Consider the following 13,209-nt stretch of genomic DNA (forward strand, 5'->3'; position numbering starts at 1 on the left):
CCAGTGTCTGGCAGTCCGCTGCCCGGCGGCCGACGTGCCGAAACACGTCGCGGCGTACGCCACCCGAGGTTTCGCCGGGTACGGACCCGGGCAGACGCCGGTCAGTATCAGACCGTCGAAGGGAGCTGACCGTGGGTGCCGTGGACGAGGCCAAGCACAAGGCCCAGGAGCTGATCGGGCAGGCGAAGGAGAAGTTCGGTGACGCCACCGACAACCACTCGCTGCAGGCCGAGGGTGTCGCCGAGCAGGCCAAGGCGAAGGCGGCCCAGGTGGGCGACGACCTGCGCGACGCCGTCCGGGGTCGCGACCGCGACGAGCAGGAGACCGAGCAGCGGCGCTGAGCTGCGGTCGGGGTGCTGGCGCGCCGTCCGGCAGGCTGTGTCCTGCCGGACGGCGCCGGGTTCAGCCGAACATGAACCCGCGAAGTGGCCTGGCACGACGTACGACTCCAGGACCCGCCGCCCGGGCTTTGACGCCGCGACAGGCCCACCGAATCCGGTTTCGGGCCGCCGCGCAGCGGGGTACGAGGGCTGTTGTTCCCGCTGATCAGCAGCCGCAAGCCCGACGATCTACCCGCCTTCTGCGCCCAGCTGGCCGACCCGCTGCGGCGCTGGCAGCGGTTCCTCGGACGGCAGGGTAGGGCCTCAAGCGCACTTGAGGTCAAGCCGTCCCGGGTGTCGAGGACGAATCGGGAGAGAGGTCGGGCGGTCGCCCACCCCCGTTGGCGACCGCCGACCTCTTCTATGCGGGTGAGTACCGTCCCCCAACGGTTCGTCACCCATCCCCCTCTGGCGCTCCGCTCGGTGCCGCTTGACGAAAACATCGTCTGAGCTGGGCCTCGCTGGGCTCCTCGTCGAGCGTCGCGCCGCTGACGACCACGCTACGTGCGCATGCCTTCGATCGTCCAGCTCTAGACCAAGATTTTTTCACTTAAAGTAACTGTTCACATACTGTACGGAATCAACCCCTCGTCGGTTCAGTGCTGCCCGCCGTCGTCGCCGATGGCACGGTCGTCCCGCACCTGCAAATAGGGCTCCTGGTCGGCGGGGTGGCCGGCCGCGATGGCGCGCTGCCGCTCCAGCTCGGCGTCCAGCTCCGCACCGAACAGCAGGGCGAGGTTCGACAGCCACAGCCAGACCAGGAACACGATGACGCCGCCGAGGCTGCCGTAGGTCGCGGCGTACGAGCCGAAGTGCGCGGCGTACAGGCCGAACCCGGCCGACACGGCGACCCACAGCACGACCGCGACCACACAGCCGGGACTGATCCAGCGGAACCCGCCCTGCCTGGCGTTGGGCGAGGCCCAGTACAAGACCGCGAACAGCACGGACACCAGCACCGCCAGCACCGGCCACTTCAGGACCTTCCAGGTCGCCACGGCGGCCTCCGGCAGCCCCAGCACGCCCCCGACCGCCTCCGCGAGCCGCCCGCTGAGCACCACGATCAGGACGCTGGCGACCAGCAGCGCGCCGGTCACCACGGTGACGGCGAGCCGGATCGGCAGCCGCTTCCACAGCGGCCGCCCCTCGGGTACGTCGTAGATCGCGTTGGACGCCTGCCGGAACGCGTCGATGTAGCCCGAGGCCGACCACAGCGCGACCACCAGGCCGATGATCGCCGCGATCCCGGCCTTGCCTCCGTTGGCCTGCACGTTGGCCAGCGCGGCGGTCAGGATGTCGCGCACCGCGGTCGGCATGATCGGGGTGACCTCGCCCAGGACCTGGCCGACGAGGGCGTCGTCGAGCAGCCCGACGACCGCGACCAGCACCAGCAGGCCGGGGAACAGCGACAGGACCCCGTAGTAGGTCAGCGCGGCCGCCCATACCTGGAGGTTGTCGCGGTCGGTCTCCTTGACGGTGCGGCGCAGCGCGGCCCACCAGGCGTGCCGGTCCAACTGGGCCGGGCTGCGGGGTCCGGCGTCCGGCGGCGGTGCGGTCGGTGCGGAGCGGTCAGACATGGCGGGTACATACCGCGATCAGCCGCCGGTCAATCACCGTTTCCCGGCGGCATCTATCGGAAATATCGGATGGTATGGGTGCGGCGCCCGCGAACTGCCCACCCGCGCCCCGAGCGGGCGGCAGGCCGGTTCGGGACCGGCCTGCCGCCGGAGCACTCCGCAGCGGCGGTACGCCGGTCAGACCCAGGTGGGCAGCTGCGCGTAGCGGGCGCCGTAGCCGCCGGTGGGCAGGATCTCGTCGATGGCGGCGAGGTCGGCCTTGGTGAGGTCCAGCCCGGCGGCTCCGGCGTTCTCCTCGACCCGGCGCGGGCTGCGGGTGCCGGGAATCGGCACGATGTGCTCACCCTGGGCGAGCAGCCAGGCCAGCGCGAGCTGGGCGACGGTCGCGCCCTTCGACGCGGCCAGGGCGCCCAGCCGCTCGACGGCCTCGACGTTCTTCTCGAAGTTCCCGGGCTGCCAGCGCAGGTCGCGGTTGCGCATGTCGTTCTGGTCGTACTCCCCGGCGGGTTTGGCGGTGCCGGTGATGAAGCCGCGGCCCAGCGGCGAGTACGCGACGAAGCCGACGCCGAGTTCGTCCAGGGTCGGGAAGAGCTGCTCGGCGGCGCGTTCGAAGAGGCTGTACTCGGTCTGCAGGGCCGACACCGGCTGTACGGCGTGGGCCTTGCGGATCGTCTGCGGCCCGGCTTCGCTCAGCCCGAAGTACTTGACCTTGCCCGCCTGGATGAGCTCCTTTACCGTGCCCGCGACGTCCTCGATCGGCACCGCCGGGTCGACGCGGTGCTGGTAGAGCAGGTCGATGGTGTCGATGCCGAGGTAGCGCAGGCTGTTGTCGACCACCTCGCGGATGTGCTCGGGACGGCTGTCGAGGCTGAAGTCGGGCTTGAAGCCGAACTTCGTGGCGATCACGATGTCGTCCCGGAAGTCCCTGACGGCCCTGCCGACGATCTTCTCGTTCTCGCCCCAGCCGTAGAGCTCGGCGGTGTCGAAGAAGGTGACGCCGAGCTCGTGGGCGCGGCGGATGGTCGCGACGCCCCCCTGCTCGTCACCCGGCCCGTAGAACGAGGAGATGCCCATCGCGCCGAAGCCGACGGCCGAGACCGCCAGGCCCTGCTGCCCGAGGCTGCGCTGCTGCATGGTGGTGCCCTTCATGAGTGTGCTGCGGTCCTCCGACCGTATCGCCTACTTGAACTGAGTACAAATTTGTACTGAGTCCAGGATAGTTACACTGGTCTGGTGACCACCGACCCCTCGCCGTCGAAGCCGGGCCTGCGCGAGCGCAAGAAGCGCGATGTCCAGCACACCATCCGTACGGCGGCGCTGCGCCTGTTCCTGCAGCACGGCTATGCGGCGGTCAGTGTCGAGCAGATCGCCGCCGCGGCGAACGTCGCCCGCACCACGTTCTTCAACTACTTCCCCAGCAAGGAAGCCGTCCTCACCGACCCCGACCCCGACCTGGTGGAACGCTGGCGCCAGCGGTGGACCTCGCGGCCGCCGGGCGAGCAGCCGTGGACCTCTCTGACCGCGATGCTGGTGCAGTGCACCCGCGACCTGTCCGACTGGCTGTTGGCGGTCAAGCAGCTCAAGTCGGCGGACGCCGGGGCGGCACCCAACCTGTACGGCGGCAACGACCCGCTGACCAGGCCGCTGCGCACCTGGGTGGTCGACGAGGCTTCCGAGCAGCGGCGCGCCGCCGCGCGGCTGCAGTTCGCCGTCGCGAACGCCGCGCTCAGCACGGCGTTCGAGGAATGGGACGCCGCGGAGCCGATCGAGGAGCTCGTGGAACTGGTCCAGCGCTACCTCGATCAGCTCGCCCCGGCGTTCGCCGCCTGACGGCCCCGGCCCAGGCTCAGGCGCGGGCGCTGCGCAGGGCCAGCGGGTCGGCCGGGGCGTCGGCCTTGGCCGCCTGCATCCGCTCGCCCAGCTCCCGCAGCCGGTTGCGGCCCATGGCCTTGCGAACCTGCGGGAACCACTCCTGCTCCTCTTCCTTGACGTGGTGGCGCACGTTCTCCATCAGCACCGTCATCTTCGCGTCGAACCGCTCGTCCCGGGCATCGGCGCCGCCGAGCTCCGACAGCATCCAGGCGACCACGTGGTGCTCCTCGACGCTTTCCAGGACGTGCTCGCCGGTGTCGGGTGCGGCCTGCCGGGCGGTCGGGTAGAAGATCGTCTCCTCGATGTAGGCGTGGCGGGTCAGCTCCGTGATCACCTCGTCGACGATGCGGCGCTTGGTCGCGTACGCGCTGTCGCCCGCCTTCTCGAACTTCTTGAACAGGCCCTCCACGGTCTTGTGGTCGGCCTTCAGCAGGGCGATCGCGTCCTGCCCGGTGGTCGCGGCCTTTCCGACGATCGACTTCTTCGCGGTGGTCTTCGGCTTGCCCACGGCTGAGGCGGCGTCCTTCGACACCGACTTGCGTGCCGCGGTCGCGGTGGACTTCTGCTGGCGCGATCCGGCGCGCGCGGTCTGGCTCATGACAGCCTCCAAGGTCGACTCTCTCCGTTCACGTCTACCCGCGCCACCGTGGTATTACACCGCCTTCCGCCTAAAACGGGCGCCCGGAATATGTCTGGCTGCGCCGATGCCGAACAGGGCCGGATCTTGCCACCGCACCGCGGCCCACTCACCGGAGGCAACTCGCCCGCACTACCTACAGTCACTGTGCGTACGCATTCTGTAACTATGGTTTCGGGCGGTACGGCCCCGCGATCACCTTTGCGGAGCCCCCGGCCATTCGGCCAACCCGCGAACCGCGCAAGGAGTCAGCTGATCATGTCCGTACCCGTCGTCGACGTATGGGGACCGGCCTCACCCGGGGCACGCTCCTCGTTTCCCCCCGCACCGGAGCCGCATGAGGAATGGCCTCTCGCCGGCGGAACCGCCTGGGTCTACTACAGCCCGCTGAACCGCAGGCAGCTCATCCGGCCCGTCATCCTGTCCGACGGCTTCTCCGGCGGGGCCAGCAACCTCGACCAGCTCTGGCAGGGCCTGGAGGAGAACGGCGACTTCCGCTTCGTCTCCGAGCTCCACGCCTGCGGTCGTGACGTGATCATCCTCGGTTACGACAACCGGACGGCGTCGATCACGGACAACGCCGACACCGCCGTCGACTGCATCCGCCGGGCTCTGGCCGAGCGGGTGGGCCGGGCGAAGCTGGTCGTGGGCGGTTTCAGCATGGGCGGGATGGTCACCCGCTACGCGCTGGCCAAGATGGAGCAGGACCCGACGCTCCCCGACCACGAGACGTCCGTCTACCTCTCCTACGACTCGCCCCACCAGGGCGCCTGGTTCCCGATCTCGCTCCAGGCGTTCATGCACTTCGCGACGGACAACTGGGCAGACGACCCCACCGTGGGCCCCGCCCTGCGCCAGTTCGCCGCGCTGCTCAACAGCCCCGCCGCCCGGCAGATGGCCCGGTGGCACCTCGAGAAGATCGGGGACACCGCGGAGCAGGCCCCGGAGCGGGTGGCGTTCCTGCGGGCACTCGACGAGGTCGGGGGCTGGCCGCGCAACGTCCGCAGGATCGGCGTCGCCAACGGGGTGGACACCGGCACCGGAAACGGCGTCAAGCCGGACGTGACCGCGGTCCGGGGCAACGGCAGGACGCTGAGCGACACGTGGCTCAAGACCCAGGCGCAGGGCGACCAGGTGGTCGCCAGGCTCCAGAAGGCAGGCGACCAGCCGATCTCGGTCCGCGCCGGTGGTCTGCCCGCCGTCGACGGCGCCCCCGGCGGCCTGTTCACCATGCCGTCCCCGGCGGGCGACCCCGGCAGCTTCGGCCTGGCCGCCCTGCTCATGGGCCTGCTGGGCAACGCGGTGGACGAGGGCGTCATCGCCACGTCCTGCTTCATCCCCAGCATCAGCGCCGTCGCCGCCGGTGACGTCGACGACCAGAACGCGCTCTACCGCCCGATCACGCCGGACCAGAGCGAACTCGACGCCTTCCTGTGTGCCAGCCGCAACGAAGGACACACGACCATGACCGAGGAACTCGGCGCGTGGATCGTGAACGAGATCGTCGCGGCCGGATGACCACCCGGGGTGGGCGGGCCGTCCCCACGGCCCGCCCACCCCGACTACCCCCTCCCCTCCCCCTCCCCCTCACCTGCGGTGCTTGGCGCAGTTTCGGGGAAAGTGCGCCAATCACGACCATGATTCGTGCAGCTTCCCCGAAACTGCACGAAGTCAACGGGGGCAGCGCCCGGACGGCCGCGCCGACGGACGCGCAGAGCACTCCGCAGGGTGACCCGTCGCCCCTCGCCCGGTAACGGGTTCGCGAGAACTTGTGCCTGACCAGTAGGGTGTCGCCGGTCAGCTTCCAACCCCTCACCGAAGGCGTGACATGTCAGACCCGTTCAACCCGGTCAGCCCGGAGACGCCCGCTCCCAAGAAGAAGAGCAAGGGCAAGATCTTCCTCATCATCGCCGTCATCGTGCTGGTCGTGTGCGGCGGCGGCGCCGTGCTCGCGTACAACCTGCTGAGCAAGGCCGTGGACGTGGCCTACGCCGAGGGCAAGTGCGTCGACATCCTGCCGACGTCGGCCACCGCGGTCGCGGTGACCCCGAAGCCGGTCGAGTGCACCGACGCCAAGGCCGCCGCGAAGATCCTGAAGGTCGCCGACGGCAAGACCGCTGCCGACGCGGAGGCGGTGTGCGGTTCCGTCCCGGGTGCCGTCAGCTTCGTCCAGATCATCAAGACCGACGGCACGAACAAGCTGCTCTGCCTGGGCGCCAAGTAAGTCGTCCGACCGCCCCGCCGACCTGGTGCGTCCAGGTCGGCGGGGCGTTTCCGGTTCCGCCGTCTCCGGCGGCCGAACCCGCCGCTAGGCCTGGGCCGGGCGGGACTGCGACCGGGCGGCGGCCACGTACCGCTGCGGGTCCTTGTCGCGGAAGGTGAGGCCCTTGCCCGAGGGATGCTCGCCGTAGAAGGCCAGCCACTGCGCGCCGAGACGGGCCCGCAGCTCGTCGCTGGCATGGCGCCGGAAGTCCGGCAGCCCTTCGTCCTCCTCCTCGCCGAGGTGCTCGGTGTTCTCCCGGCGCGCCCGCCACACCGCCGACCACCACGGATCGGTGCCGACCTCGTGCCTGCGCGACTCGGCGATCGCATCCCGGATCTTGTTGTGGTCGCGGATGGCGTCGAGGCTCTCCTCGTCCGCGTGCTCGCCGCCGCGCCGCAGCAGGTGGGGGTACAGGATGCGCTCCTCGGCCTCGGCATGGATCTCCAGGTGAAGCGCGAGCGGCTCCCAGACGGCACGCATCTGCTCAGCGTCCTTCGCGTCGTCGAGGCGCGCGAAACCTCGCCGGAAGGCGGCATGGTCGTCGAGGATCAGTGCGGTGATGTCGTCCATGCCATTCCTTCTACCGCAGCACGCCCCTGGCAAACCCGCCGACACGGCCGGTGCCGGCCCTGCGGTCAGTGAACCGGCCGGTGGCCGCCGCGGCGGAACGTGCGGCGGTAGGTGTCCGGCGGCACGCCGACGGTGCGGTTGAAGTGGCGGCGCAGCGTCGTGGCGGTGCCCAGCCCGATGGCCGAGGCGATCCTGTCGACGTTGTCGTCAGTGGTCTCCAGCAGCTCCTGTGCCCGGCGGATCCGCTGCGTGAGCAGCCATTGCAGCGGCGTGGTGCCGGTGACCGACCGGAAGTGCCGGCCGAGGTTGCGCGAGCTCATGTTGGCCTGCCGGGCCAGGTCCTCCACGGTCAGGGACTCGTCCAGCCGGTCGATGACCCACGGGAGCAGGTGCGCCAGCGGATGGTCGGTCTGCGCGGGCATGGGCGTGCTGATGAACTGGGCCTGGCCGCCGGAGCGGTGCGGCGGCACGACCAGCCGCCGTGCCGCCGTGTTGGCCACGACCGAGCCGTGGTCCAGGCGGACCAGGTGCAGGCAGAGGTCTATCGCGGCGGCCTTGCCCGCCGAGGTGAGCACCTGCCCGTTGTCGATGTAGAGCACGTCCGGGTCCACCGCGACGTTCGGGTAGCGGGCCGCCAGGGCGTCGGTGTGCGCCCAGTGTGTCGTCGCGCGGCGGCCGTCCAGCAGGCCCGCGGCCGCCAGCACGAACGCGCCCGTGCACAGCGACGCCACCCGGGCACCCGCGTCGTAGGCCGCCCGCACCGCGTCGACCAGCTCCCCCGGCGGGGCGAGGTCCACGTCGGCGGGCGCGGGGACGATCACGGTGTCGGCGCGGGCGAGCTGGTCCCAGCCGTGGTCGGGCCGCACCTGGAACCGGCCCGCGGCCACCGGGCCCGCGCCGCACAGCGACAGCTCGTACCAGCGGTCTTCCAGGCCGGGCGGGGACGACCCGAAGATCTCGCAGGCGGCGGCCAGCTCGAAGTGCAGCATCCCGTCCGTCACGGCCAGGGCCACAGTGTGCATGTCCGAAAGTGTACGCACCTTGGCGTTCCCGCCACTCGTGCCCGGAACGCGGCACCGCGATGATTGCATCTGCAACGAGATCGAGCACTTGGGAGAGATGATGAAGACCGACAACACCGTCGTGGTGTACGGCGCCTACGGCCACACCGGACGTTTCGTGGTCGCCGAGCTGCTGGAGCGCGGATACGTCCCGATCCTGTCCGGTCGCGACGCGGGCAAGCTGGCGGAACTGGCCGCCGAGACCGGGTGCGAGGCCCGGCCCGCCCCGGTCGACGACCCGGCCGCGCTGGACCGGGCACTGGCGGCGGCCGCCGCCGTCGTCAACTGCGCCGGGCCGTTCGCCACCACCGCCGCCCCGGTGATCGAGGCGGCGCTGCGGGCGCGGATCCCGTACGTCGACGTCGCCGCCGAGATCGAGGCCAACCTGGACACCCTGGCCCACTTCGCCGACCGCGCCCGCGAGGCGGGCACCGTCGTGGTCCCCGCGATGGCGTTCTACGGCGGCCTGGCCGACCTGCTGGCCACTGCCGCGATGGGCGACTGGACCGGCGCGGAGGAGGTCCACGTCGCGTACGGGCTCAGCAGCTGGCACCCCACCGAGGGCACCCGGATCGCGGGCGCGGTGTCCCACAGCCGCCGCAACGGCCGGCGGGTCCGCTACAGCGGCGGACGGATCGAATACCACGACGACGCCCTGCCCACGCTGCGGTGGGACTTCCCCGAGCCCATGGGCACCCGGACCGTGCTCGGCCGGTTCTCGATGGCCGACATCGTGACCATCCCCAGCCACCTGGCCGTGTCCGAGGTCCACACCTACATGGCCGTCGAGGCGGCCGGTGACCTGTCCTCGCCGCAGACCCCGGCACCGTCGGCCGTGGACGAGCGCGGCCGGTCGGCGCAGACCTTCCTGGTGGACGTCGTCGTGCAGGCCGGCGGCGTGCGGCGGCGTGCCACGGCCAGTGGCCAGGACATCTACGCCATCAGCGCGCCGCTGGCGGTGGAGGCCGTCCACCGGGTCCTGACCGGACAGGTCAAGACGTCCGGGGCCGTCTCCCCCGGTGCGGCGTTCGACGCCGCCGACTTCCTCCGCGCGCTGTCGGTCCACCTCACCGTCGAGCTGCCCGGCGTCGTGGCGGTCTCGTGACAGCGGCCGACCGCCGCGCAGCGCACCGGTCGACCACGCCGGGGCGAACGGACGGTCAGCGGGCCCGGGTCTCCCAGACCGGCTGCTGGGGCTCGTCGTTGTGGACGATGATGTCGACCTGGTCGGTCGGGCGGACCGTGGCGAAGTAGAGCTGCTGGGAGGGGAGGTAGCGCTCGCGCCAGCGCCGTTCGACCTCGGCACGGGAGGACACCTGGCGCTCCCGGATCACGGCACGGTCCACGGTCTTCTCGAGCGCGGTCGACACGAAGACGCGCAGATCCCACCGGTCGATCAGTTCCGGGCGCATGAGGAAGACACCGTCGAAGACGAGCACGGCGTCGGCGGGGGCGGTCGTGACCGGTGCGGACAGCACCGTATCCGCCGTGCGGTCGTAGACCGCGTGCTGGAAGCGTCGATCTCCGCCGGGGCCGAGCGGATCGAGCAGCACCCGGTTCAGCGCGTCGTGGTCGTGGGCGTCGAGGTAGCAGCCTTCAGCCGAGTACTCGCCGCGCGGATAGCGCCGTGCCCGGGGGAACAGGAAATCGTCGATCGTCGCGCGGATGACGTCGCGGCCCTGCGTGCGCAGGACGGCGGCCAGCTCGTCGGCGAGCGTGGTCTTGCCCGCGGCGGGCGGTCCGTCGACGGCGACCCGCGTCGGGTGTGCGACGGTCACGGACCCGACCGCCTCGGCCAGGCGGCCGAGCATCTCGTCCCGATTGCCCCGACCCATGTCCTGCCCGTCCTGATCTCGCGAAGACCGCGGTGTCGAGCCGACCGCATGCCGGGCCCGTGGTCCGGACGGCAGTGGGAACATACCCGGCCGACCTGGTCAGCCGGGCCAGGCGGCGGTCGCCGCGATCTTGGCGGTGACGGCGGTGCCCAGCGGGCCGGAGTCGATGGTCAGCCGGTCGGAGAAGCAGCGGGCGATCCACAGGCCGTACCCGGAGCTCTGCTCCTCGGTCGGCGGCTGCCAGCCGGCCGTGCACGGCCGTCCCATGCCGGGGCCGCTGTCGGTCACCTGGCAGAACACCCAGCCGGGATAGCGGGACAGGTGCAGCCTGCCCTGGCCGTCGGCGTAGCGGACCACGTTCACGACCAGCTCGGTCGCGACCGCGCCGAGCGCGAACACGGTCTGGCTGTCCAGCCGCCACGGATCGGCCAGCTGCTGGATCCGCGCCCGCAGCAGGCTCAGGGACTGGCGGGTGAACGGGCCGGGCACGGTCAGGTGCTCCTGCGGCCGCGACGGCACCTCGTCTGCCGGAGCGACCGGTTCGGGTGGGTTCGCCTGCCGGGCAGCGGCGGCGCCGCGCGCACCGGCGAGGGCCGCGCGGTGCGCTCCGTACAGGCGCAGGCGGCTTGCTCTCAGGCGGCGAACGTCGGGCGTCATGGTCACTCCATCGGCAGGCGGCATCACCGCGCCGTATACCCACACGGGGCTGTTCCGATCATCGTTTCGACCGGTCGTTTCGGCAAGACCGCCGCAGGATCTCAGGATGATCCGGTTATCTCGTCCATATCACCTCAGATCTTCCTTCTGATACATACGTCGCAGGTCGTCCCGCAAGTCGCGCACCCTTGCCCGGTCCAGGCCGCCCGGCAGCGGCCCGGGCGACCTGTGCTCGCAGACGAACATCGCCGAGGTGACGATGTGCAGTTCCGCCGCTGACAGGGCGAGCACGTTCCAGGCGCCGTACCGCCCGGGGCGGTGTCCCTCGCGCAGTCTGGCCGCCAGGACGTCGGCCGCCACAGGGTCCTTGAGCACTCGGTACAGGGGTTCGTCGTCATCGACGCCGAGAGCGTGTTCGATCATGAGCGCCCACAGTTCGAACCCGCCGGGGTCGCCCTGGACCCGCAGCCGCTGCGGTTGCAGCAGCATCGCCGTCCGCCGGGCCGCCAGCGGCAGGTTGATCGTCACCACGCCGAGGAGGTCCTTGGCGGTCTGCCAGGTCCATCCTTTCGACAGGGTCACCGCCGTCGCGCCGTCGGCGGCGGCGCGGTGGACGTCGGCCCCCGCCAGCCGCAGGACGGCGACGACCTGCTGCTCGTCGCGTTCCACGGCGTACATGAGTGCGGTGCGGCCGTGCCGGTCGGCGGCGTCGGCGTCCGCGCCGGCCTGAAGCAGCACATCGACCGCGGCCGCGTCGCCGCGGCGGGCGGCCATGACCAGCGCGGGTGTTCCGTCGGAGCGGTGCTCGTCGGGTGACGCCCCGTGCCGCAGCAGCTCCCTCAGCACTACGGGCGGGGCCCCCTCCTGCACGGCCGTCACCAGCAGCGGTTCCTCACCCGGCGCGAGGGGCGCGGAGTGGGCCAGCAGCGTGCTCAACGTCGCCAGGTGCGCGCCTGATCCCGTGATGCAGGAAGCGAGCGCGATACGCGGCAGACTCGGTGGGCTGTCCTGCGGCTCGGCGGCCAGCCCACCTCGCCGGATCAGCAACTCCACCGTCCCGGCGGCCCCGTCGCAGACCGCGTACATGAGCGCGCTGGAGCTCAGCTCCGGCACGATGCCCCGCAGGCGCGACCCGACCGGCACCCCGGCGTCCAGCAGCATCTCGACCACCTGAACATGGTCGCGACCTGCGGCCTCGACCAGCGCCCGCTCCAGCACGGAGGCGTCGCCCTCGCGAACCGCCCGCGACACCCACTGTTCCGTCAGGTAGTCATCCTGGTCGTCCGTCCCCACGATCACGCCTGCATTCTGCTCCGAACCGCCCGGCGCACCGACCCGCGGATCTCTTCTCACCACGGATGGTCGTCGCCGCCAGGAGGAAGTCCGCCGGCCTGATCGTCCCCCGGAGTAGTGGCGGCACGTCATTACCACGGCCCGAGAGAACGAAAAGGAGTTACCCGGCAAACCAACCGCACCAGCCTGCCTCGCGCGATGATGTCGGCAAAAGCGTCTCTGTCACTGGGGGTATGGAATGGCCGACTGGGACGGCGCCGGTTACGTGCGCGTCAGCGGGTTGCAGCGGGCGATGGCGACGGCCTCCCTCGACGCCCTCACGGTCGCGGGCGACGAGCGCGTGCTCGACGTGGGCTGCGGCGACGGGTACGTCACCCGGCAGATCGCGGCCCGGGTGCCGGCGGGTTCGGTCGTCGGCGTGGACGCGTCGCCGCGCATGATCGACACGGCCCGTGCCGCCGACGACCGGGCCAAGAACGTGTCGTTCCAGGTCGGCGACGTCACCACGATGGCGTTCGGGCCCGACTTCGACCTGGTGGTCTCGTTCAACGCCCTGCACTGGGTGCCCGACCAGCAGGCCGCCTTCCGCAACATCGCGGCGGCGCTCGACCCGTACGGCCGGGTGCTCGTGCAGTTCGTCTGCCACGGTCCCCGCCCGAGCGTCGAGCGCGTCACGATGGAGGTGTGCCGCGATCCGCGCTGGGCGCCCGCCTTCGCGGGCTTCGCGCCGCCCTACGTGCACATCGATCCCGATGACCTGGCCGGGATCGCGGGCAGCGCGGGCCTGGACGTCACGGGGCAGTCGGTCGCGGACCGCGAATGGGACTTCGGCTCACGCGAGCAGTTCGCCCAGTGGTGCGCGGTCGGGTTCACGGACTGGACGTCGCGGCTGCCGGCGGCGGACGGTCCCGTGTTCATCGACGCCGTCGTCGACCGGTACCAGGCGGTCGTCGGCAGGCCGGGACTGTTCCGGTTCCTGCAACTGCGGGCCGAGCTCCGGCCGAGCCCGGCGGCCGCGAGATCTGCGGCCGCGGACTCGGGCGCGAGGCGGGGCAGGTTCTGAA

At 71.2% G+C, this 13,209-nt stretch carries 14 protein-coding genes; 6 read left to right on the plus strand and 8 right to left on the minus strand.

Going from position 1 to position 13,209, the window contains the following annotated elements; genetic code table 11:
- The first annotated feature begins 131 nt into the window (after positions 1-131).
- Positions 132-341 (plus strand): CsbD family protein, encoded by a 210-nt coding sequence (locus Cs7R123_RS21915; RefSeq protein WP_212829585.1) that lies wholly within the window; start codon positions 132-134, stop codon positions 339-341.
- Positions 342-976: 635 nt separating this feature from the next.
- Here the strand turns inward: Cs7R123_RS21915 and Cs7R123_RS21920 are convergent.
- Both Cs7R123_RS21920 and Cs7R123_RS21925 read right to left on the minus strand, forming a co-directional pair.
- Entirely contained in the window at positions 977-1,957 is a 981-nt protein-coding gene (locus Cs7R123_RS21920) for a YihY/virulence factor BrkB family protein (RefSeq protein WP_212829586.1), read from the minus strand.
- A gap of 177 nt (positions 1,958-2,134) precedes the next feature.
- Positions 2,135-3,106 (minus strand): aldo/keto reductase, encoded by a 972-nt coding sequence (locus tag Cs7R123_RS21925; protein ID WP_244872075.1) that lies wholly within the window; start codon positions 3,104-3,106, stop codon positions 2,135-2,137.
- A gap of 84 nt (positions 3,107-3,190) precedes the next feature.
- On the opposite strand from Cs7R123_RS21925, the gene Cs7R123_RS21930 reads away from it, so the two are divergent.
- The gene (locus Cs7R123_RS21930; RefSeq protein WP_212829587.1) at positions 3,191-3,787 is read left to right on the plus strand and encodes a TetR/AcrR family transcriptional regulator; all 597 of its coding nucleotides are present in this window, start codon (positions 3,191-3,193) and stop codon (positions 3,785-3,787) included.
- Positions 3,788-3,803: 16 nt separating this feature from the next.
- On the opposite strand, the gene Cs7R123_RS21935 is transcribed toward Cs7R123_RS21930, so the two are convergent.
- Complete coding sequence (locus Cs7R123_RS21935; RefSeq protein ID WP_212829588.1) at positions 3,804-4,427, minus strand: hemerythrin domain-containing protein; 624 nt, start codon at positions 4,425-4,427, stop codon at positions 3,804-3,806.
- A gap of 297 nt (positions 4,428-4,724) precedes the next feature.
- Here Cs7R123_RS21935 and Cs7R123_RS21940 point away from each other — a divergent pair, with 297 nt between their 5' ends.
- Both Cs7R123_RS21940 and Cs7R123_RS21945 read left to right on the plus strand, forming a co-directional pair.
- A complete protein-coding gene (locus tag Cs7R123_RS21940; protein ID WP_212829589.1) occupies positions 4,725-5,984 on the plus strand; it encodes a triacylglycerol lipase in 1,260 nt (419 codons plus the stop codon).
- Positions 5,985-6,294: 310 nt separating this feature from the next.
- A complete protein-coding gene (locus Cs7R123_RS21945; RefSeq protein WP_212829590.1) occupies positions 6,295-6,690 on the plus strand; it encodes a hypothetical protein in 396 nt (131 codons plus the stop codon).
- A gap of 84 nt (positions 6,691-6,774) precedes the next feature.
- On the opposite strand, the gene Cs7R123_RS21950 is transcribed toward Cs7R123_RS21945, so the two are convergent.
- A complete protein-coding gene (locus Cs7R123_RS21950) occupies positions 6,775-7,299 on the minus strand; it encodes a hemerythrin domain-containing protein (protein WP_212829591.1) in 525 nt (174 codons plus the stop codon).
- A 65-nt stretch (positions 7,300-7,364) separates the two neighbouring features.
- A complete protein-coding gene (locus tag Cs7R123_RS21955; RefSeq protein WP_212829592.1) occupies positions 7,365-8,321 on the minus strand; it encodes a helix-turn-helix domain-containing protein in 957 nt (318 codons plus the stop codon).
- Positions 8,322-8,421: 100 nt separating this feature from the next.
- Here Cs7R123_RS21955 and Cs7R123_RS21960 point away from each other — a divergent pair, with 100 nt between their 5' ends.
- Positions 8,422-9,465, plus strand: a complete 1,044-nt coding sequence (locus tag Cs7R123_RS21960) for a trans-acting enoyl reductase family protein (protein ID WP_244872076.1) — start codon at positions 8,422-8,424, stop codon at positions 9,463-9,465.
- A gap of 55 nt (positions 9,466-9,520) precedes the next feature.
- On the opposite strand, the gene Cs7R123_RS21965 is transcribed toward Cs7R123_RS21960, so the two are convergent.
- From Cs7R123_RS21965 to Cs7R123_RS21975, 3 genes are all read right to left on the minus strand, one after another.
- Positions 9,521-10,195: a cytidylate kinase family protein gene (locus Cs7R123_RS21965; protein WP_212829594.1), complete on the minus strand. Its 675-nt coding sequence runs from the start codon at positions 10,193-10,195 to the stop codon at positions 9,521-9,523.
- A 99-nt stretch (positions 10,196-10,294) separates the two neighbouring features.
- Entirely contained in the window at positions 10,295-10,852 is a 558-nt protein-coding gene (locus tag Cs7R123_RS21970) for an ATP-binding protein (protein ID WP_212829595.1), read from the minus strand.
- 129 nt (positions 10,853-10,981) lie between these two features.
- Entirely contained in the window at positions 10,982-12,151 is a 1,170-nt protein-coding gene (locus tag Cs7R123_RS21975; protein WP_212829596.1) for an ankyrin repeat domain-containing protein, read from the minus strand.
- A 232-nt stretch (positions 12,152-12,383) separates the two neighbouring features.
- Between Cs7R123_RS21975 and Cs7R123_RS21980 the strand changes: the two genes are divergently transcribed.
- Complete coding sequence (locus Cs7R123_RS21980; protein WP_212829597.1) at positions 12,384-13,208, plus strand: trans-aconitate 2-methyltransferase; 825 nt, start codon at positions 12,384-12,386, stop codon at positions 13,206-13,208.
- Position 13,209: the final 1 nt, after the last annotated feature.

Source organism: Catellatospora sp. TT07R-123 (assembly GCF_018327705.1).
In the GTDB taxonomy this organism is placed as follows: Bacteria; Actinomycetota; Actinomycetes; order Mycobacteriales; family Micromonosporaceae; genus Catellatospora.